Source organism: Mesorhizobium sp. P170090 (assembly GCF_057786115.1).
This window is the reverse complement of sequence record NZ_JBYNWH010000001.1, coordinates 5,735,840-5,752,064: the sequence shown is the minus strand read 5'-3', so window position 1 is coordinate 5,752,064 and position 16,225 is coordinate 5,735,840. Positions and strand designations below refer to the sequence as shown.

The following is a 16,225-nucleotide window of genomic DNA, read 5'->3' as shown; positions in this document are numbered from 1 at the left end:
AAACTCCTTAGTCGCGAACGCCCCCGCGTGGACCAACCATTATGGATTCACTGTACGATCAAGTCGAGATCATGGCGTGAAAGCGGCTTCGGCTGGGATTCGGTGGTCAGGTAGGTGCGGCCAAGCGTCATCGCCGTCTCGGTTTCGGAGTCCATGATGATCATGTGCGCGAACAATGTCATGTTGGGCGCGATCGGCTCGGGATTGCCCTGGTAGAACATCGGCATATCCATCCAGGACGGGGTGAAGCGGGCGCCGACGGAATAGCCGCAGGCGTTCAACCGATGCTTGGTCAGGCTGTGCGCCTCCAGCGTGCGGGCATGCGCGTCGAAGACGTCGCCGAAGGTGTTGCCGGGCGTCATCGCCTTCTCGACCGCCAGAAGAGCCGCGCGGGCGGCGTCGAACAGCTCCTGATGGCGCTTCGACGCCTTGCCGGTCAGCACGGTGCGCATCATCGGCGCGTGATAGTGATGGAACACGCCGGCCCATTCGAGCGTCAGCTGATCGTTCTTGGTCAGCTTGCGGCGCCCGGCCTTGTAGCGGCAGAGCAGCGCGTCGATGCCCGAGCCGATGATGAATTCATTGGCCGGATAGTCGCCGCCGCCGGCAAACACCGCGCCCTGCATGGCGGCAAGGATCAGCGCTTCGTCGCCGCCCTGCTTGATCAGCGGCAGGGCCGCGTCGAGCGCGTCGTCGGAAAGGTTGGCGGCCTTTTCGGCCTTGGCGATTTCAGCCGGGCTCTTGAACAGGCGCAGACGGCCGACAATACCGGAGGCGTCGGCGATCTGGCCGAAGGTCTGCAGCTGCTCGTCGACGCGGCGGCCATTGAAGGCGGTCAGGCCATGGGTGTCGTATTCGACGCCGATGCGGGCGCCGAGGAGATTGAGGTCGTTGAGCAGGTTGCGCAGGTCGACCGCCGGGTTGGCGCCGTCGCGGTCGGTCCACAGCACGATGTTGTCGATGATCGATGTGTGGCGCGCCTGGCGCAAATCGGCCGAGCGGGTGAGCAGCACCATCGAGCCGTCAGCCTTCACAACCAGGCACTGGAAGAAACAGAAGCCGAACGTGTCGTAGCCGGTTAGCCAGTACATGCTCTCCTGGGCGAAAAGCAGTACAGCATCGAGCCTCTTTTCCGTCATCTCGATCATCAACCGGTCACGCCGGGCGTCAAATTCCGACCGTTCGAAATGCAGCGCCATTATCCGTTCTCCAAAACAATTGCCGAAACCTGCCGACCGTAGTCCGGTTCCTTGCGATGCGTCGCGCGCCGGTAGGAAAAGAAGAGATCCTCCTCGGCATAGGTGCAGCGGCCAAGCCCCTGCGCGGTCACGCCAGCCTTCTTCAGCCGGTCGACCGTATAGAGGTTGAGATCGAACATTGCATGCGCCGGATTGGCCGAAGGCGCGAAATAGCCGATGTTTTCGGCATCGGCTTCGACGAAACGGGCGACGAATTCCGGCCCGACCTCGTAATTGTCGGGGCCGATCGAAGGACCGAGAACCGCAATGATGCGCTCACGGCGGGCGCCGAGGCTTTCCATCGCGGCAATGGTGTTTTCAAGCACACCGGTGAAAGCGCCCTTCCAGCCGGCGTGTGCAGCGCCAATGATGCGCGCTTGCGCATCGGCGAACAGCACCGGGCCGCAATCGGCCGTCGAGGCGCCGATGGCGATGCCCGGCCGGTCGGTGACGATGGCGTCGGCCTTGGGCCGCGGGCCGGGAAAGGGTTCCCTGGCAATAACGACATCGGGCGAGTGGACCTGATGCGCGGTCAGGAGATGGCTGGCCGGCACACCCATCCAGGCAGCGACGCGGCGGCGGTTCTCGGCGACCAGCATCTGATCGTCATCCGACCCGGTGCCGATGTTAAGTCCCTGATAGATGCCGCCGGAGACGCCGCCGATACGGGTGAAATAGCCATGGCGGATACCTCGCGGCTTGGCCGCTTCCAGCAGCGGCGAGCGAACAGGATCCGGTTTGGTCTGATTCAGCATGGATGGGTTTGTTGTCCGCGCCGGCGTTTTCGTCAAGGCGAAGTTCGGCCGAGTGATTGCGACAGTGCTGCTGCGTCGACTTTGCATTGGCCAAAAGCAGGCATGCGACCACAAGCGACATGGCGGGACGGCTTGTAACGATCTCTGAGGGTCAGACTGGCTGATGCGGCAGGATTTTCAGGATTTTGAACAGCGTGCCCATGCCGTCGGGTCCGGCCAGGCGCTCGACGGCATCGGCAATGGTTTGTCGTGCCTCTTGGCTTGCCTGGCTGCCCAACTGGCCAGCTCGCTCAAGCAATCCCATGCCAAGCAGAAAGTCGCCCTGCGTCGCCAATTCCACATCGAGGCCATGCGCCCGCACGACGGCGGCCAGTGCCGCGAAGTCGACATGGGCGGTGAGATCGGCTTCGCCGGGATTGGCCAGCACATCTTCTGGGGCGTGCCTGCGCACAGCCTGCAATGTGTCGCCGAAACCGGGCTGGAGATGGCCGTAATCAGGGAACAGCCCGGCGCCGCCGTGGTCGGCTATGCGTTCGGCAATGGTCGCCATCAGTGCCGCGCGGGCCGGTGCTATTTCGAAAATAGAGCCTTGTGGCGCCTCGGCGGCGTCTTCCGGCAGCAGCATCGCCTCGACCGAGCCGGCGCCGGCGAAGAAGCTCAACTCGTCTGAGACATCGAGGCCGATCACCCGTTCGCGCCAGCCGGCGCCGGCGCGGATGAACTGGCGGATCGGCACAGCGTCGAACAATTCGTTGCCGACAATCAGCAACGGCGCCTGCGGTAGTGTGGCGATGGTTTCGTGCCAGCCGAGCTCAACCGAAGTTTCGGCAAGCGTCTGCTTCTGGATTTCGGTCAGCCGCGGACTGGTCTCGACCAGAGCGAAGGAGGCTCCGGCGGCGATAGCCGGATCGAGCCGCGTCAGGGTGCGAAGCATGTCCTTCATCAGCGTGCCGCGGCCAGGCCCGATCTCCGCGATGGTGACCGGCAGGGGTCGGCCGATCGCCAGCCAGGCCTGATAGAGCCAGACGGCGACGAGTTCGCCGAACATCTGGCTGATCTCGGGTGCGGTGACGAAGTCGCCGGCGGCGCCGAACGGCTCGCGCGTGGTGTAGTAGCCGTCGCTGGGATCGAACAGGCAGAGCGCCATGTACTCGTTGACGGGGAGGGGGCCGAGCGCGCCGATCAGGTCGACGATGCGGGTCTTCAGCCGTGTCATGCCGGCTGTGGTTGCGGCGCCGGTTTGGCTGTGGCCATCGCCCAGATGCCGGCCAGCACCATCGGCAGCGACAGCACCATGCCCATGGTGAGCCAGCCGCCGAGGAGGTAGCCGAGCTGCTGGTCGGGCTCGCGGAAGAACTCGACGAAGATGCGTGACAGGCCGTAGCCGCAAATGAAGGCGCCGCCGACAAAGCGCGGCGTCTTCAGCTTCAGCCGCGAATGGGTGAGGAAGCGCAGGACCAGGAACAGCACCGCGCCCTCGAGCAGCGCTTCGTAGAGCTGGCTCGGATGGCGAGGCTCCAGGCCCGCGACACAACCCGCCACGGTCTGCTGGAGACGCTCGTTGCAGAAGACGACGCCCCACGACACGTCGGTCACGCGACCCCAGAGTTCGGCATTGACGAAGTTCGCGATGCGGACGAGGCCGAGCCCGACCGGCACGCCGGCTGCCACCACGTCGAACAGCGTCCAGGTGCGGATGCCGCGCTTGAGGGAAAACAGCGTCATGGCGAGGATGACGCCAAGCAGGCCGCCATGGAACGACATGCCGCCCTGCCAGACGGCGAAGATGTCGAGCGGGTGGTCGATATAGCGCTTTAAATCGTAGAAAAGCACATAGCCGGTGCGTCCGCCGAGCACGACGCCGACGGCGGCCCAGACGATGAAATCGTCGAGGTCGATCGGCTTCATCGGCAAGACGCCATCAGGCCACAGCCTTGTGTTGGTGACGAGCCGCTTGGCGTACCACGAGGCGAACAGGATGCCGACGATATAGCCGATGCCGTACCAGTGCACAGCCAGCGGGCCGATCTGAACCAGGATCGGGTCGATGTTGGGGAAGGACAGCGACGCCATCGGCAGCGGGAAATAGTCGTTCAACAGGATCTCCTGGGAGGGCTCGCGTTAGGGCGCGGACCATGCGGCAGGGTTTTGGCGGGGTCAAGGCAAGGTGACGACAGCCTGATCGTCAGAGATAATGGGCTCAACCCTGCGGCTTGCCGGCGACCAATTGCCTCAGCGCATCGTTGATCCTGTCTTGCCAGCCGGGGCCATCTTCCTGGAAATGGTCGAGCACGGCGCGATCGATCCTGATCGAGACAAGCTCGCGAACGTTTGGTGCGGCGGAGGGTTCGCGAATGGGAGGCGCGGGTTTCTTGACCGGCTTGAAGGCCGCTTCAGCGGCTTCCATCGGATTGGTCGGTCGGCGCGGGGGCGTTGCCATTGGTTGATCCTGAATGAGAGTGACTCTTGCCTGGAGCAAGTCGTGAGGAAAACTAGGCCGCTGGTCTGTGAAGACCAGTAACTTCACTTGGTTCTCTCTGCCATTGCCCTGTATTTGGCTTCAAGCCTGTCCAGCACCTCGTCGCCAGGCTAGACCCGGCCCGCACTGGCATCCGAAATGCCCTTTGCGAGTGCTGCATCGAGTGCTGCAAAGCGCTTCTCCAAGTCCGCACTGTCCGTCACGGCAACCGTCGTTCCAAGAATCCATTTGCGATAATAGCAATCTGTCGGCCGGACCGTGAGCCAAATCGCGTCCGACATGAAGCCGCACCAGCTTCAACGTTCTTGCATTCCGCAGGCAGTGCCACTACGTCAATTCCAGCAAGCGAGGATTTGCCATGTCGACCGGACCGAACCGCATTCTCGATGAATTCGCCAAGCTGATGACCGATGCCGCGGGTGCCGCACAAGGCGTGCGCCGCGAGGTGGAGACTGCCTTCAAGGGGCAGGCCGAGCGCATCCTCAACACCATGGATGTGGTGCAGCGCGAGGAGTTCGAGGCTGCCCGCGACATGGCTGCCAAGGCCCGCGAAGAAAACACCAGGCTGGCCGCCCGCATCGATGCGCTCGAGGCCAGGCTTGCCGAATTGACCGGACAGGCCGCACCTGTGGCTGCGGCAAAGCCCAAAGCAAAAAAATAAAATTTGAACTTTTCCACAAAGCACAATCCGAAAAAATGCTTTGCCGTGAATCGTTTACCGGCAATGCATGAATCTTTGTGACAGCGCCTTTCCACATGCTGATGACGCAGTGCGAAAAATTAGGCTGTTCACGCGACTCCCGATCAATAGACTGAATTTGTTGCATGATTCGGAGCAGGGTCATGCGGCCGGGCGGTGGGGTCCGGTCCGGGGTCTTTGTGTCGTGAAGTCCTGGCCGTCCGAGTTCAAGACAAGATTGTTCGTCGTGTGTGCCCCGCGGAGCGTGTGGCGCTCCCCTGAACACAGGAAGCATTCCATGGAACTTCTCGAACTCGAATTCTCCCGCGAAATCCATCCGGTGGATGTCATCGAGCAGGTCGCCCATAACAATGACTGGTCCTTCGAACGGGCCGGCGATGACGAAATCTCGATCTCGGTTGCCGGCAGCTGGACCGACTATCACGTCTCCTTCTCATGGATGGAGGACTTCGAGGCGCTGCATCTGGCCTGTGCTTTCGACATCAAGGTGCCGGAAGCCCGCGCGCTGGAAGTGATGCGGCTTTTGTCGCTGATCAACGAGCAGATGCTGTTTGGCCATTTCGATCTCTGGGAGCAGGAGGGCGCGATCATGTTTCGCCAGTCACTGCTGCTCGCCGGCGGGGTCGAACCGTCGAGCCAGCAGGTCGAGGTGCTTTTGTCGTCGGCGCTTGAAGCCTGCGAATGCTATTTCCAGGCCTTCCAGTTCGTTGTCTGGTCGGGAACCTCGGCCAAGGATGCGCTGGCCGGTGTCCTGTTCGAGACCTATGGCAACGCTTGAGCTTCCATGAGTTCGAGCAGCGCGCGCAAGCCCGAGATCAGCTTTGCCGATTTTGATCGTGTCGACATCCGTGCCGGCACGATCGTCGAGGCCGAGCCTTTCCCCGAGGCGCGCAAACCCGCCTTCAAGCTGAAGATCGATTTCGGCCCTGAGATCGGCGTGAAGAAATCCTCGGCACAGATCACGAAATACTATGCGCCGGAAACGCTGGTGGGACGGCAGGTGTTTGCGGTGGTGAATTTCCCGCCGCGCCAGATCGGTCCGTTCATGTCGGAAGTGCTCACGCTCGGCTTCCCTGATGAGGAAGGCGCCGTGGTCCTTGGCGCCATCGAGCGCAAGGTGCCGGACGGCGGCAGGTTGTTTTAGGAAGATTGCGTCAGGCCGCCAGCTTGCGCTTCGTTCCCAGCGCCTCTTCGACCGTGTCCATGAACATTTCGGCGCAGGCTTTCCAGCTGTAGCGCATGGCGCGTTCGCGCGCCTCGGCGCGGTCGACATTGAGCGCTGCGAGCGAGGCCTCGCGCAGATCGGTCGACACCGCGCCGCCGATGCCGTCGCCGACAATGTCGATCGGTCCGGTGACCGGATAGGCGGCCACCGGCGTGCCGCTGGCCAGCGCCTCGATGATGACGTTGCCGAACGTGTCGGTGCGGCTGGGGAAAACGAAGACATCGGCCGAAGCGTAAATCTCGGCCAGCTCATCATTCGGCCGGTGGCCGAGGAAATGCGCCTGCGGGTATTTCGCCCTGAGCCTGGCCAGTTCCGGTCCTTCGCCGACGATCACCTTGCTGCCGGGCAGGTCGAGATCGAGGAAGGCGCTCAGGTTCTTCTCGATGGCGACGCGGCCGACGCACAGGAATACCGGGCCGGGAAAGCCGAGGTCCTTCTTCTTGTCCGGGCGGAAGTGATCGGTGTCGACGCCCCGCGTCCACGGCCTGAGCTTGGTGAAGCCTCGCGACGCAAGGTCCTCCGCCAGCGACTGGGTGGCGACCAGCGTGCCTTGTCCCGAATTGTGGAAATCGCGCAGCCAGCGATAGGCCCAGCTCTCCGGCACTGGCAGGCGGGCGCTCAGATATTCGGGAAAGCGGGTGTGATAGCTGGTGGTAAAGGGGCGGCCGGCATTGCGGCAATAGCGCCGCGCCATGATGCCGAGCGGGCCTTCGGTGACGATATGGATATGGTCGGCCTTGCGAGCCTCGATCAGCCGCGCGACATGGCCGGGCGTGGTCAGCGCCAGCCTGATGTCGGGGTAGGTCGGCAACGGCAAGGTGCGAAAGATGTTCGGGGTCAGGAAGTCGACCGCAACGTCGAAGGTTTTCAGCGTTTCGGTGAGCCGCTCCAGCGTGTGGACGACGCCGTTGACTTGCGGCCGCCAGGCGTCGGTGACCATCAGGATGCGCATGGCGGTCCTTTGCTCGGGTCGACGGTTGCCTTGATGCGATAGCGGTACGGCCCGGCTGCCCTCGCTTCGCTCCAGCGCACCCGGGCAGGCACGAGGTCGAAGTGAGGCGGCTGAGCTGAATCAACTGAGGTCGCGCGCTTCATGCGCGCTCTTGACCATGGTTTCATGACGGGCGGATGAAGGTGGTTTTGGCTGAACCCGCCTTTCAGATCATGCTTTGGTCAGGCGGGCACCTTGATCACCGCCCGCAGGCCGCCGAGCGGGCTGTCTTCCAGCGTGATGTCGCCGCCATGGCTGCGGGCGATGTCGCGGGCGATGGAGAGGCCAAGGCCGGTGCCGCTGGCGTCGAGGTTGCGCGCCTCGTCGAGCCGCACGAACGGTTTGAACACGTCCTCGCGCTTTTCCAGCGGAATGCCCGGACCGTCATCGTCGATGGTGACGACGAGCGAGCCGCGGCCGTGATCGGCGCTGATCTCCACCGTCTTGGCATAGCGCAAGGCATTGCCGGCGACATTGGACAACAGCCGGGCGAAAGCGTGCGGGCGCACATGCACGTCCGGATCACCGGCGAGCACCGTCGATAGCTTGCGCTTGTGCAGCGACGCCTCCTCGCCGAGCTTTTGGAAATAGGCCTCGAGATCGAAATGGCCGGCATCTTCCGACGCTTCGCCGCGGGCAAAGGCGATATAGCCTTCCAGCATCGACTGCATGTCGTCGATGTCCTGGTTGAGCGCGGCCTTGGTCTCGGGCTTGCCGCCGGCCAGCGCCAGCTGCAGCTTGAAGCGGGTGAGGATGGTTCTGAGATCGTGGCTGACGCCGGTCAGCATGGCGGTGCGCTGTTCCAGCTGGCGTTCGATGCGCTCGCGCATCTGGATGAAGGCAAAGCCGGCCCGGCGGACCTCCTCGGCGCCGCGTGGGCGGAAATCGCGCGGCATCGGCCGGCCCTTGCCGAAGCTTTCGGCGGCCTCGGCCAGAGACAGGATCGGCCGGATCTGGTTGCGAAGGAAGGGGATGGCAATCGTCAGCAGCACCAGTGACGTCCCGACCATCCAGATCAGGAAGATGTGGGTGTTGGAGGCATAGGCCTGGCTGCGGCGCACGAAGACGCGCAGCACCTTGCCCTCGAGCTGGATGCGGACCTCGACGATGTTGGAATTGCCGACCGTGTCGATCCAGAACGGGCGGTTGATCTGGCGGGTGATCTCGGTGGAAAGGACGTCGTCAAGGATCGAGAAGAAGGGCTTGGGTCCAGGCGCCGGCAACGGGTCGGGCGGCAAGAGGTCGACCTTCAACTGCATGCGGTCCTGGGCGATGCGGATGATGTTCGCGTAGTCGCCATCGTGCGGATAGGTCTCGATCATGTCGATGATCGCGGCGATGTCGCGCACGGTGGCCTGCGACAGGCGCTGCGTCACGGTTGCCCAGTGGCGTTCCATGAAGTCGAAGGCGACGACCGACTGCAGAAGGATCATCGGCGCGATGACGATGATCAGCGAGCGGGCATAAAGCCGCTTGGGCATATAGAACGCAACCAGCCGCCAGAACCGCTTCCAGGCACGCGGCATTGCTTTCAGCGCGCGTGATACGCGCGCGCCAAAGCCGCCTTGTTCCGGCCGTTCCAGTTGCGTGGTCGCCATTTATCCTTCCGCTGGGTCAATGGCCGCTGGTCGATGGCCACATATCTATGGCCAAAGGACGGCCGTCAGCGGCATTCTATTCCACGCTGAGCCGATACCCAATACCGCGCACCGTCTGCAGCCAGACCGGATTGGACGGATCGCGCTCGATCTTGCGGCGCAGCCGGTTGATCTGAACGTCGATGGTGCGCTCGCCGACTTCCGAATCGTCGCCGACAAGCTCATGGCGCGGGATGGTTTCGCCGGCCCGCGCGGCAAAGATCGCCAGGATCTCCTGCTCGCGGTCGGTCAGCTTCAGCGCCTCGCCGCCCCGCTTCAGCTCGCGCCTGGCGATCTGGAAGGTGTAGGGGCCGAAGACCAGCTGCTCGACCTTGGGCGTCGTCGCCGGGCCGCCGCGGCGCAGGATGTTGTTGATGCGCAGGATCAGTTCGCGCGGGTCGAAGGGCTTGGGCAGATAGTCGTCGGCGCCGGCCTCGAGCCCGGTGATGCGGCTGTCGGTTTCCGATAGCGCGGTGAGCATCAGGATCGGCACGTTCTTCTCCGCCCGCAGCGCCTTGGTGAGGTCGACGCCGGTCTCTCCGGGCATCATGACGTCGAGGACAAGGAGGTCGAAGTCGAGCCCGGCGAGCTTGCGCCTGGCCTCGCCGGCATTTCCGGCGACAGTGACGCGAAAGCCATTTTCGGTCAGATACTGCTTGAGCAAATTGCGGATGCGGGTGTCGTCGTCGACCACAAGCAGATGCGGCGCGTCATCGTCCGGCGCCGTCGGCTGGTCCACCCTCTCAATGGTCTCCATGGCTTTTCCCTGACATGTTTGCAGGCACAATGTCGATCTGCGCCCTTAGTTCCGGATTGACCATGGCTTCCAGGAATCGTTCGATCAAGGGACGCTCGCTGGCTCCGGAATCTTCCAATGCAGCACGGATGCGGCGTGACTGTGGCCGCGCCAGGGCCAGCGCCAAGGCGCGGCCCTTGGCTGTCGGATAGAGCTCCCGCTGGCGGCGGTCGCGCGGACCCTGCAATTGGACGACATGGTCGGTGTCGATCAGCTGCTTGAGCACCCGCGCCAGGCTCTGCTTGGTGATCTTGAGCACGTCGAGCAGTTCGGCGACCGTCAGTCCCGGCCGGCGGTTGACGAAATGCAGCACACGGTGATGGGCGCGGCCAAAGCCGTAATCGGCCAGGATTTGGTCCGGATCGGAAGTGAAATCGCGATACGCAAAGAAGAACAGTTCGATGATGGCGAAGTCGATGCCGTCCTCGTCGGTGATCGGCGTCTTGATCGGTTTTCCGGCAGCTGGGCTTCGATCCGTCATCATTTCTCCGTCCATAGAGGGAAATTATGTCAGTACTATTGACGTAATTTCCCCGCAATGGTAATTTTTGACAAGCTTTTCGGGTGAATGCGAACGAAAAGGCAAGGGAGTGCGGTTTTTCCGGAACTTCCTGAGTTTGCCAGAGTTCGATTCTCCGCTTACGCTTCAAGGGCCGCCCGACGCGGCTGTCGCGCAACAAAAAACAACACTAATGATGTGCGGGTCGCCGCCCGCGGGAGGTTTCCATGGCATCCGTTCCCTTCGACCAACTGGACGGCTTCATCTGGATCAACGGCGAGTTCGTCAAATGGGCCGACGCCAAGATCCACGTGCTGACCCACGGCCTGCACTATGCCAGCGCCGTCTTCGAGGGCGAGCGCGCCTATGGCGGCGCCATCTTCAAGCTCAACGAGCACACCGAGCGTCTGCATGAATTGGCGCGCCTGCTCGGCTTCAATATTCCCTATTCCGTGGCCGAGCTCAATGACGCCTCGACCACGCTTCTGAAGAAGCAGGGTTTCCAGGACGCCTATGTCAGGCCGATCGCCTGGCGCGGCAGCGAACAGATGGGGGTGTCGGCGCAGAACAGCCGCATCAACTGCGCCATCGCCATCTGGCAATGGCCGAGCTATTTCGACCCGGCGCAGAAGCTCAAGGGCATCCGTCTCGATCTGGCGGAATGGCGCCGGCCCGATCCGCGCACCGCGCCGTCGAAGTCGAAGGCCGCCGGCCTCTACATGATCTGCACCATGTCCAAGCATGCCGCCGAGGCCAAGGGCTATGCCGATGCCATGATGCTCGACTGGCGCGGCCAGGTCGCCGAAGCAACGGGCGCCAACATCTTCTTCGTCAAGGATGGCAAGATCCACACGCCGAAGGCCGATTGCTTCCTCGACGGCATCACCCGCCGCACCGTCATCGGCCTCGCGAAAGACCGCGGCCTTGAAGTCGTCGAGCGCGCCATCATGCCTGAGGAACTCGCAGGCTTCGAACAGTGCTTCCTCACCGGAACGGCAGCGGAAGTGACGCCGGTCTCCGAGATCGGTCCGTACCGATTCGAGGTCGGCGAGATCGCCAAGACTTTGATGAACGACTATTCTGCTGCGGTGCAACCTAAGCATGCGATAGCCGCAGAATAACGAAAGTCACAGCTTTTTTCGCAAGCAGGGGCGGTTTTGAGGCCGGCCTCTTTATTTCAGCATCTGTGCATTTGACTTTCGTACAATTCAGCGTCTCATGATGGTGTCGGCCCGGGAGGCTGGCAGCTATGGAGGGACTAGGTACATGGATACGAATACGCTCATTGCGCTCGTTGTACAGGTAATTGCAGGTGTTGTCGGTGGTCAGGCGGTCGGCGTTGCGCTGAAGAATGCGGCGATGGGCCAGCTGACCAAAATCATCGGTGGCGCCGTTGGCGGCGTCGGCGGCGCGGCGATCCTCGGCAGCCTGCTCGGCGGCACGGCCGACCCGGCAGCGGCTGCCACGGCAGCGGGCGGATTGGGTGATACGCTGAACCTCAAAAACCTGCTCGGCGGCGCCGGCGGCGGCGCCATCCTGACCGGCATCATCGGTGCGGTCATGGGCGCGATGAAGAAGTAAGCCTCTAGATCATTCACCGTTTCACGGCGAATGATCTAGTTTGTTGTTTTACGCAATTCCGGACGGAAAACCGCTTTACAGTTTTCCTGGAATTGCTCGAGACTCAGGCTTCGTCAAATGGGCGGCCGTTGGGCCGCCCATTTTCTGTTTTGGGACGGACTGTTTGCCTTTCAGCAGTGGACGGCCTTCGCCCGCGCCTCTACATCACGCTTGAACAGCGAAAGGACAATCATGGGTCAGCTCAATGCCGGCATCGTGCCGGTCACGCCTTTCCAGCAGAACTGCACCATCCTGTTCGACATGGATGACAAGCATGGCGTCGTCATCGATCCGGGCGGCGACATCGACAAGGTGCTGGCGGTGCTGAAGGACAATGCGATCACCGCCGCTGCGATCTGGATCACCCATGGCCACATCGATCACGCCGGCGGCGCCATGGAGCTGAAGGAGGCACTCGGCATCGAGATCATCGGCCCGCACGAAGCCGACAAGCTATTGCTCGACAATCTCGAGAACCAGGGCCAGCGCTACGGCATTGCCGGGGCGCGCAACTGCGTGCCCGACCGGTTTCTCGCAGAGGACGAGACGGTTTCGTTCGGCTCACATATGTTCGAGGTGCTGCACTGCCCCGGCCATGCGCCCGGCCATGTCGTATACTACAATCGCGCGGCGAAGTTCGCTCATGTCGGCGACGTGCTGTTTCGCGGCTCGGTCGGGCGCACCGACCTGCCGGGCGGCGACCATGCGGCGCTGATCGCCTCGATTAAGAACAAGCTTTTGCCGCTCGGTGACGAGATCGGCTTCATCTGCGGCCACGGCCCGGGTGGCCGCTTTGGCGAGGAAAGGCGGACCAATCCCTTCCTGACTTAGCGATGTCTTTCTGCCAACGAAAAAAGCGCTGGCCTTGCGGTCAGCGCTTTTTTTTGGGGCAGGGAAGCCTCAATTCGCGACGCAGAAATGCTGCTCACCGTCATTGCCGGTGAACGTGCCGCTGCGGGCATTGAAGCTCCGGTAGCGGTCCGAGCAGTATTCGTACCAGTCGCGGGTCCACGGCTCGGCATAGCGGTCGGCATAGACGACCCGCGGTTCGGCATAGTAACGGCGCACCGGCGCCGGCCGCACTTCGCGATAGTCATAGTCGTCGTCATAGCTGCTGTAGCGCGGCTGCGGGTTGCTCAGCGCACCGGCGATCAGAGCGCCGGCCGCAAGGCCGACGACACCGGCCGCAAGCGCGTCGCCATTATGATGACGACCATGGCCATGATGCCAGCGGCTCCAGTCCTTGGCATTGGCGGCAGGCAAGGTGGCGAGGGTGGTCGCGGCGAGAGCGGCGCCCAGGATGGCGGTCTTGAAAATGCGATTCATTTTGGTCTCCTTCGTGCCGGCCCGGACAGTTTTCGGGGATGCGGTCCAGCCTAGGGGACGATTAATAGAAGACCGTGGCTGAACGGGGGCTGAACGGAATTGGCTGATACGATCCAGTTCTTGCGGCAAAACCAAGCGCGTACGCAAGGCGCTCCGCCTCGTCAATCTCCGTCCGGACTGTCTTGAGCCGGCTTAGCCGACCGACAGGTTGACGGCCTTCGGACCCTTGCCGCGCTTGTCCGGCTCGGTGTCGAATGTCACTTTCTGTCCATCCTCCAGACCGGAAAGACCCGAAGCCTGCACGGCCGAAATATGAACGAAGACATCCTTCTGCCCGTCGTCGGGCGTAATGAAGCCGAAGCCTTTGGCATGATTGAAGAATTTGACGGTGCCGGTCTGCGGCATGGGAAGCTCCCTTTGATCCCACAAAGTCCAGTTTCGGGCCGGCAAATGCCCGAAGGGAAATTTGTCCTTTATTTTAGCGCTATCGGCAAGAGAAAGTTTTGGCGACGGCGGCAACGCTGAAGGCTGCTCAAATAGATCGTGGCACCGAAGGCAATTCGCGCCAGACGATTGCTCCGGCGATCAGCCACGGCATTGACCGGAAAAGCGTCCTTTGCCTGCGGCGACGGCGGACATGAAAAAGGCGCAACGGGAAACGTCGCGCCTTCGAAACTCTGGACGGCTGACAACGCCGGTTCAAGCACGCTTGAGGTGCTTTTTCGAGCGCCCTGACGGGCGCGCGGGCACCGCCGGTTCAGGCCGCGCGGAGGTTGACCGCCTTCGGACCCTTGCCCATGCGGTCGGGTTCAACGTCGAAGGTGACCTTCTGGCCGTCGACGAGGGTACGCAGGCCCGAGGCCTCGATCGCAGAAATGTGGACGAACACATCCTTGGCGCCGCCGTCGGGCGTGATGAAGCCGAAGCCTTTGGTCGCGTTGAAGAATTTAACGGTGCCGGTCTGGGCCATTGGGGAAACTCCTTCACCCGTGTCAGTCTTGTGGTTTGCCCGCCGCCTGGCATCGTGGGCAAGTCCCGGTGGTTGCTTCGGCAGTCCTGCATTTGCGCATGGTAAAACCCCCCGCCGAAAACGGGGCCGTCAGAGATTCACAGTATCGGGGAAAGGTCGTCCAAAACGTTCCGCTCTCCGGGTCGCAAATGCCCGAACACAAAATTTATCGCACGGAAACGTGATCGTTGCAAGATAGCGCCGCGGGCCGCGTCCATCGACGCATCCCAACGCAGGCGCTTCGATAAACCTGGGTTCTTAAGAGTTCATCAGCCAGAGCCCGGCCACGCATGGTCCAGCGGTCTGGTCCAGGGCCAAACCAATGCGCGGGCCGGGCATCGCATGGCTCCCGCGCCGCAAACGGGGGTTGCATTTGGCAAGGGAATGGCGAGGATCGACAGGCGCGTTTTGCGCCGGCTCGAGGGAGGCATATTCATGAGATTTCTTGCGACGATCTTCTCGCGCCAGGGTTTTACCATTCTCTTCCTGTCGGGGCTTCTTGCGGCCTGCACCGTCGTCGTCGATGACGGGCCGGGACCACGTCCGCGCCCGCCACGGCCGGAACCGGAATTCTGCACCAGGCAATACGAGCCGGTCTGCGCGCGGCGCGGCGGTGACCGCCAGACCTTCGCCAATGCCTGCCTTGCCGAACGGGAAGGCTACCGCATCGTTCGCGACGGCCCTTGCCGCGACGGCGGCGGTGGTGGCGGTGGTGGCGGCGAAGAGCCGACATTCTGCACGCGCGAATACGCCCCGGTCTGCGCCCGCCGCCATGGCGAGCTGCGCACCTTTCCCAACGCCTGCGAGGCCCGTGCCGCCGATTACCGCGTCGTCGAGGACGGCCCCTGCTGATTTTTCCTTCTCCCCTGTCGGGTGAGTCCGCCGGAGGCGAATTCACCGTCCCACTGGCACGACAAAAAAGGCGGCGAATGCCGGGACCCTGCGAAGCAGCGGGGACCGGGCGGGTGCACCGGACCACCCTTGGTCCTTCGCAGGCTCAGGGCGTTCGAAACTCGAAAAGCCAACAATTGGCTTTTCGTCTGCTGCGCGGACCGGCTTCTCACCTCCAAGGGAAGAAGGATACCTTGTCGAGCGTGGCTTCGTCGACGTCGCGCGAGCGGCTCGACGAAGAACGTCAAGCAAGCCTCCGTTGCAGAGTTTTGCGCGAGATCGTCAGTCCATTGCTGGCAGGTACGCCAGGCGCGCCCCTGCCTTGTCAGCCCTTCGACTTCGGCTTCAGGCTGCTCTCGGCTTGCTTGACCGAGGAACCGAACGGGGAGGCGGCCTTGGCCACCACCTTGTCTTTCTTGGGCTTGCGAGTTTCGCGATTGCTGCGCTGCTGACCCTTGGCCATCTGTCTGCTCCTTCGTACGTGCTGGGTGGGTGCGGTGTCAGACGGCCGGGCTGTCGGGGACAGCCGGGGCGTCCGCCACTTCGAGGTTGTCTTCCGTGGTGACCCGCTCATAGGTCTCCTGCTCGCTGCGGATGCGATATTGCGGCGAGCCATCCTTGACCGGCAATCTGCTCTTGATCTGAAACAGCTCGGCGGTCTTCTGGGCGAGCCCGCTGCGGCTCTTCATGCGCACGGTCTGGCCGATGGCGAAGAGGTGCGAGGGCGTGTCGGTGCGCGGACGCGCATTCTGCTGGAAGCGGATCATGCTGCGTTCTCCTGGTCGCGCCTCAGCGCTGTTTCGAGTTCAAGGTAGTCGATGGCGACAAGCTGGCTGGTGGCCGGGTTCTTCACCGCCCTTGTCGGCAAATGGATGAAGGTGGCGACGCGACGCCAGGCAAGCCGCGACATGCCCTCGATCAGCTCTTCGTCGTGATCGATGTCATAGTCGCCGGCCGGCAGTTGCCCTTCCAGCCCGCCAAGCACGAAGGGTGCCGCGAAATGGGCGATGGAACGGGTGGTGCGATCCGGCATTGGCTTGGCTCTGGTTCGTCGATGCT

The 16,225-nt window shown here is 62.7% G+C and carries 22 protein-coding genes; 7 read left to right on the top strand and 15 right to left on the bottom strand.

All coding sequences use genetic code 11. From position 1 onward, the window contains the following. Positions 1-47: 47 nt before the first annotated feature. The 5 genes from AC3EML_RS27770 to AC3EML_RS27750 form a co-directional block, all read right to left on the bottom strand. Positions 48-1,199: a M24 family metallopeptidase gene (locus AC3EML_RS27770; protein WP_286488110.1), complete on the bottom strand. Its 1,152-nt coding sequence runs from the start codon at positions 1,197-1,199 to the stop codon at positions 48-50. Continuing rightward, a complete protein-coding gene (gene pgeF, locus AC3EML_RS27765) occupies positions 1,199-1,993 on the bottom strand; it encodes a peptidoglycan editing factor PgeF (RefSeq protein ID WP_023695793.1) in 795 nt (264 codons plus the stop codon). Before pgeF ends, AC3EML_RS27770 begins: the two co-directional genes overlap by 1 nt. Before the next feature lie 151 nt (positions 1,994-2,144). Further along, positions 2,145-3,209: a class I SAM-dependent methyltransferase gene (locus AC3EML_RS27760; RefSeq protein WP_352521345.1), complete on the bottom strand. Its 1,065-nt coding sequence runs from the start codon at positions 3,207-3,209 to the stop codon at positions 2,145-2,147. Further along, positions 3,206-4,090 (bottom strand): prolipoprotein diacylglyceryl transferase, encoded by an 885-nt coding sequence (gene lgt, locus AC3EML_RS27755; protein ID WP_352521344.1) that lies wholly within the window; start codon positions 4,088-4,090, stop codon positions 3,206-3,208. Before lgt ends, AC3EML_RS27760 begins: the two co-directional genes overlap by 4 nt. A 103-nt stretch (positions 4,091-4,193) precedes the next feature. Next, positions 4,194-4,433, bottom strand: coding sequence for a BrnA antitoxin family protein (locus AC3EML_RS27750; RefSeq protein WP_023683720.1), 240 nt, complete (start codon positions 4,431-4,433; stop codon positions 4,194-4,196). 397 nt (positions 4,434-4,830) lie between these two features. Here AC3EML_RS27750 and AC3EML_RS27745 point away from each other — a divergent pair, with 397 nt between their 5' ends. From AC3EML_RS27745 to AC3EML_RS27735, 3 genes are all read left to right on the top strand, one after another. Then, positions 4,831-5,133 carry an accessory factor UbiK family protein gene (locus AC3EML_RS27745; protein ID WP_023672029.1) on the top strand — a complete coding sequence of 101 codons (303 nt, stop codon included), beginning with the start codon at positions 4,831-4,833 and terminating at the stop codon, positions 5,131-5,133. A gap of 316 nt (positions 5,134-5,449) precedes the next feature. Next, the gene (locus AC3EML_RS27740; RefSeq protein WP_006202532.1) at positions 5,450-5,950 is read left to right on the top strand and encodes a type III secretion system chaperone family protein; all 501 of its coding nucleotides are present in this window, start codon (positions 5,450-5,452) and stop codon (positions 5,948-5,950) included. Positions 5,951-5,956: 6 nt separating this feature from the next. Next, on the top strand, positions 5,957-6,316 hold the full coding sequence (locus tag AC3EML_RS27735; RefSeq protein WP_023672028.1) for a tRNA-binding protein: 360 nt from the start codon (positions 5,957-5,959) through the stop codon (positions 6,314-6,316). A 10-nt stretch (positions 6,317-6,326) separates the two neighbouring features. On the opposite strand, the gene AC3EML_RS27730 is transcribed toward AC3EML_RS27735, so the two are convergent. The 4 genes from AC3EML_RS27730 to AC3EML_RS27715 form a co-directional block, all read right to left on the bottom strand. Continuing rightward, positions 6,327-7,349, bottom strand: a complete 1,023-nt coding sequence (locus AC3EML_RS27730; protein WP_023672027.1) for a glycosyltransferase family 4 protein — start codon at positions 7,347-7,349, stop codon at positions 6,327-6,329. Between the two features lie 221 nt (positions 7,350-7,570). Then, positions 7,571-8,986: an ATP-binding protein gene (locus AC3EML_RS27725; protein WP_352521343.1), complete on the bottom strand. Its 1,416-nt coding sequence runs from the start codon at positions 8,984-8,986 to the stop codon at positions 7,571-7,573. A gap of 76 nt (positions 8,987-9,062) precedes the next feature. Then, positions 9,063-9,782, bottom strand: a complete 720-nt coding sequence (locus AC3EML_RS27720) for a response regulator (protein ID WP_023672025.1) — start codon at positions 9,780-9,782, stop codon at positions 9,063-9,065. Then, on the bottom strand, positions 9,769-10,302 hold the full coding sequence (locus tag AC3EML_RS27715) for a MarR family winged helix-turn-helix transcriptional regulator (protein ID WP_023734975.1): 534 nt from the start codon (positions 10,300-10,302) through the stop codon (positions 9,769-9,771). Before AC3EML_RS27715 ends, AC3EML_RS27720 begins: the two co-directional genes overlap by 14 nt. Before the next feature lie 245 nt (positions 10,303-10,547). Here AC3EML_RS27715 and AC3EML_RS27710 point away from each other — a divergent pair, with 245 nt between their 5' ends. The 3 genes from AC3EML_RS27710 (at position 10,548) to AC3EML_RS27700 (ending at position 12,771) form a co-directional block, all read left to right on the top strand. Then, positions 10,548-11,441: a branched-chain amino acid aminotransferase gene (locus AC3EML_RS27710; RefSeq protein WP_488505355.1), complete on the top strand. Its 894-nt coding sequence runs from the start codon at positions 10,548-10,550 to the stop codon at positions 11,439-11,441. A 145-nt stretch (positions 11,442-11,586) separates the two neighbouring features. Further along, positions 11,587-11,901 (top strand): hypothetical protein, encoded by a 315-nt coding sequence (locus tag AC3EML_RS27705; protein ID WP_023686110.1) that lies wholly within the window; start codon positions 11,587-11,589, stop codon positions 11,899-11,901. Between the two features lie 231 nt (positions 11,902-12,132). Then, positions 12,133-12,771 (top strand): MBL fold metallo-hydrolase, encoded by a 639-nt coding sequence (locus tag AC3EML_RS27700; RefSeq protein ID WP_352461946.1) that lies wholly within the window; start codon positions 12,133-12,135, stop codon positions 12,769-12,771. 69 nt (positions 12,772-12,840) lie between these two features. On the opposite strand, the gene AC3EML_RS27695 is transcribed toward AC3EML_RS27700, so the two are convergent. From AC3EML_RS27695 to AC3EML_RS27685, 3 genes are all read right to left on the bottom strand, one after another. Next, positions 12,841-13,266 (bottom strand): BA14K family protein, encoded by a 426-nt coding sequence (locus AC3EML_RS27695; RefSeq protein WP_352461944.1) that lies wholly within the window; start codon positions 13,264-13,266, stop codon positions 12,841-12,843. Between the two features lie 192 nt (positions 13,267-13,458). Continuing rightward, positions 13,459-13,671, bottom strand: a complete 213-nt coding sequence (locus AC3EML_RS27690) for a cold-shock protein (protein ID WP_023672019.1) — start codon at positions 13,669-13,671, stop codon at positions 13,459-13,461. Positions 13,672-14,023: 352 nt separating this feature from the next. Further along, a complete protein-coding gene (locus AC3EML_RS27685) occupies positions 14,024-14,236 on the bottom strand; it encodes a cold-shock protein (RefSeq protein WP_006202520.1) in 213 nt (70 codons plus the stop codon). Between the two features lie 474 nt (positions 14,237-14,710). Here AC3EML_RS27685 and AC3EML_RS27680 point away from each other — a divergent pair, with 474 nt between their 5' ends. After that, positions 14,711-15,127 carry a Kazal-type serine protease inhibitor domain-containing protein gene (locus AC3EML_RS27680; protein ID WP_023711155.1) on the top strand — a complete coding sequence of 139 codons (417 nt, stop codon included), beginning with the start codon at positions 14,711-14,713 and terminating at the stop codon, positions 15,125-15,127. A 364-nt stretch (positions 15,128-15,491) separates the two neighbouring features. Here AC3EML_RS27680 and AC3EML_RS27675 read toward each other — a convergent pair whose 3' ends face one another. The 3 genes from AC3EML_RS27675 to AC3EML_RS27665 are packed head-to-tail and all read right to left on the bottom strand — an operon-like array spanning position 15,492 to position 16,199. Next, on the bottom strand, positions 15,492-15,629 hold the full coding sequence (locus tag AC3EML_RS27675; protein WP_023683725.1) for a hypothetical protein: 138 nt from the start codon (positions 15,627-15,629) through the stop codon (positions 15,492-15,494). Between the two features lie 37 nt (positions 15,630-15,666). After that, entirely contained in the window at positions 15,667-15,933 is a 267-nt protein-coding gene (locus AC3EML_RS27670; protein ID WP_023711156.1) for a hypothetical protein, read from the bottom strand. Then, positions 15,930-16,199: a hypothetical protein gene (locus AC3EML_RS27665; RefSeq protein WP_352521342.1), complete on the bottom strand. Its 270-nt coding sequence runs from the start codon at positions 16,197-16,199 to the stop codon at positions 15,930-15,932. The genes AC3EML_RS27670 and AC3EML_RS27665 overlap by 4 nt, the downstream gene beginning before the upstream one ends. Positions 16,200-16,225 lie beyond the last annotated feature (26 nt).

Bases quoted from the DNA above. Each gene is read 5' to 3' on its own strand.
- AC3EML_RS27680 (WP_023711155.1), top strand. From the start codon at position 14,711: ATGAGATTTCTTGCGACGATCTTCTCGCGCCAGGGTTTTACCATTCTC.
- AC3EML_RS27705 (WP_023686110.1), top strand. From the start codon at position 11,587: ATGGATACGAATACGCTCATTGCGCTCGTTGTACAGGTAATTGCAGGT.
- AC3EML_RS27670 (WP_023711156.1), bottom strand. From the start codon at position 15,933: ATGATCCGCTTCCAGCAGAATGCGCGTCCGCGCACCGACACGCCCTCG.
- AC3EML_RS27690 (WP_023672019.1), bottom strand. From the start codon at position 13,671: ATGCCGCAGACCGGCACCGTCAAATTCTTCAATCATGCCAAAGGCTTC.
- AC3EML_RS27715 (WP_023734975.1), bottom strand. From the start codon at position 10,302: ATGACGGATCGAAGCCCAGCTGCCGGAAAACCGATCAAGACGCCGATC.
- AC3EML_RS27760 (WP_352521345.1), bottom strand. From the start codon at position 3,209: ATGACACGGCTGAAGACCCGCATCGTCGACCTGATCGGCGCGCTCGGC.
- AC3EML_RS27750 (WP_023683720.1), bottom strand. From the start codon at position 4,433: ATGGCAACGCCCCCGCGCCGACCGACCAATCCGATGGAAGCCGCTGAA.
- AC3EML_RS27720 (WP_023672025.1), bottom strand. From the start codon at position 9,782: ATGGAGACCATTGAGAGGGTGGACCAGCCGACGGCGCCGGACGATGAC.
- AC3EML_RS27695 (WP_352461944.1), bottom strand. From the start codon at position 13,266: ATGAATCGCATTTTCAAGACCGCCATCCTGGGCGCCGCTCTCGCCGCG.
- AC3EML_RS27665 (WP_352521342.1), bottom strand. From the start codon at position 16,199: ATGCCGGATCGCACCACCCGTTCCATCGCCCATTTCGCGGCACCCTTC.
- AC3EML_RS27685 (WP_006202520.1), bottom strand. From the start codon at position 14,236: ATGGCCCAGACCGGCACCGTTAAATTCTTCAACGCGACCAAAGGCTTC.
- AC3EML_RS27710 (WP_488505355.1), top strand. From the start codon at position 10,548: ATGGCATCCGTTCCCTTCGACCAACTGGACGGCTTCATCTGGATCAAC.
- AC3EML_RS27730 (WP_023672027.1), bottom strand. From the start codon at position 7,349: ATGCGCATCCTGATGGTCACCGACGCCTGGCGGCCGCAAGTCAACGGC.
- AC3EML_RS27675 (WP_023683725.1), bottom strand. From the start codon at position 15,629: ATGGCCAAGGGTCAGCAGCGCAGCAATCGCGAAACTCGCAAGCCCAAG.
- AC3EML_RS27770 (WP_286488110.1), bottom strand. From the start codon at position 1,199: ATGGCGCTGCATTTCGAACGGTCGGAATTTGACGCCCGGCGTGACCGG.
- AC3EML_RS27700 (WP_352461946.1), top strand. From the start codon at position 12,133: ATGGGTCAGCTCAATGCCGGCATCGTGCCGGTCACGCCTTTCCAGCAG.
- AC3EML_RS27725 (WP_352521343.1), bottom strand. From the start codon at position 8,986: ATGGCGACCACGCAACTGGAACGGCCGGAACAAGGCGGCTTTGGCGCG.
- pgeF (WP_023695793.1), bottom strand. From the start codon at position 1,993: ATGCTGAATCAGACCAAACCGGATCCTGTTCGCTCGCCGCTGCTGGAA.
- AC3EML_RS27745 (WP_023672029.1), top strand. From the start codon at position 4,831: ATGTCGACCGGACCGAACCGCATTCTCGATGAATTCGCCAAGCTGATG.
- AC3EML_RS27740 (WP_006202532.1), top strand. From the start codon at position 5,450: ATGGAACTTCTCGAACTCGAATTCTCCCGCGAAATCCATCCGGTGGAT.
- AC3EML_RS27735 (WP_023672028.1), top strand. From the start codon at position 5,957: ATGAGTTCGAGCAGCGCGCGCAAGCCCGAGATCAGCTTTGCCGATTTT.